Origin of the sequence: Vibrio sp. M260118 (assembly GCF_036533755.1) — a bacterium.
Lineage (GTDB): Bacteria > Pseudomonadota > Gammaproteobacteria > Enterobacterales > Vibrionaceae > Vibrio.
This window is the reverse complement of record NZ_JATABG010000612.1, coordinates 1-1,148: the sequence shown is the minus strand read 5'-3', so window position 1 is coordinate 1,148 and position 1,148 is coordinate 1. Positions and strand designations below refer to the sequence as shown.

Genomic DNA, 1,148 nt, shown 5'->3' with positions numbered 1-1,148 from the left:
TTGAACTCAGGAGAGTGGTTTCTACGTTTTCTAGTCATAATCTGTTCCAGTATTGTTGGGTACTATCAAAACAGATCAATCACTTAAAGTCATGTCCGAAAATTGGGGACCACTTCTCAAATTCAATTAAACATCACATTAGAATCCAGTTTAATTGCCCTGTTAATTGAGGACTCGCTTTAAACAGCGGCCGATATTGCCATCTCTTTAGCCTTGAAGATGCGTAAGTTCACAGTTTTGTATCGTTTCAATGAAATTAGTGTAAATGATTGAATTTTTTGCACTATGAATCAGTAATACCTAAAAGCATCTTCTACACTAAAACTAAAGATAGATGAAACTGGGAATGACTATGTGGCAAGCTATTTCTAAACAACTTTCCGAAACCTTGATGTTCTCTTACGAAATCGTAGAGAAAGAGAAAGTGCATGGTGGTGACATTAGTGACTGTTACATGATCTCTGATGGAGAGCAACGTTACTTTGTAAAGATCAACAAGCGTGAGTTTCTTCCCAAGTTCGAGATCGAAGCTGAAAACATCCGTATCCTGCGTGAAAGCAATACGGTATTCGTCCCAGAGCTCATCCTAACAGGCAAGTCGAAACACCATTCATTTATCATTCTAAACTATTTGCCAACCAAGCCCCTTGATGACGCAAAGAACAGTTACGCATTCGGTCAACAACTTGCCCGCTTGCATCAGTGGGGCGAGCAAAAAGAGTATGGTTTCGACCAAGACAACTTCATTGGCAGTACACTTCAGCCAAACAAGTGGAGCCGTAAGTGGTCACGTTTCTTTTCTGAGCAAAGGGTTGGCTGGCAACTTCAGTTGTTGCGAGAGAAAGGGATTGATTTAGTTGATATTAACGAATTTACCCAGTTGGTTCACGACAGGCTTGCTCACCATCAGCCAAAACCATCATTGCTCCATGGTGACCTATGGCATGGCAACTGTGCCAACTCCGTTTTTGGCCCTATTTGCTACGATCCCGCCTGCTACTGGGGTGACAGAGAGTGCGATATTGCAATGACTGAACTGTTCGAAGGGTTTCAGCCTGAATTTTATCAGGGTTACGAAAGCGTTGCTCCTCTTGATTTCGGCTACAGTGAGCGCAAAGACATCTATAACCTCTATCATCTTCTCAATC

The 1,148-nt window shown here is 42.1% G+C and carries 1 protein-coding gene; it reads left to right on the top strand.

Features of this window, described 5'->3' with window-relative positions; genetic code table 11:
- Nucleotides 1-352: 352 nt before the first annotated feature.
- Nucleotides 353-1,148, top strand: a 796-nt coding sequence (locus tag QTO00_RS20015; RefSeq protein WP_331426309.1) for a fructosamine kinase family protein, incomplete at its 3' end; no start/stop codon positions are given.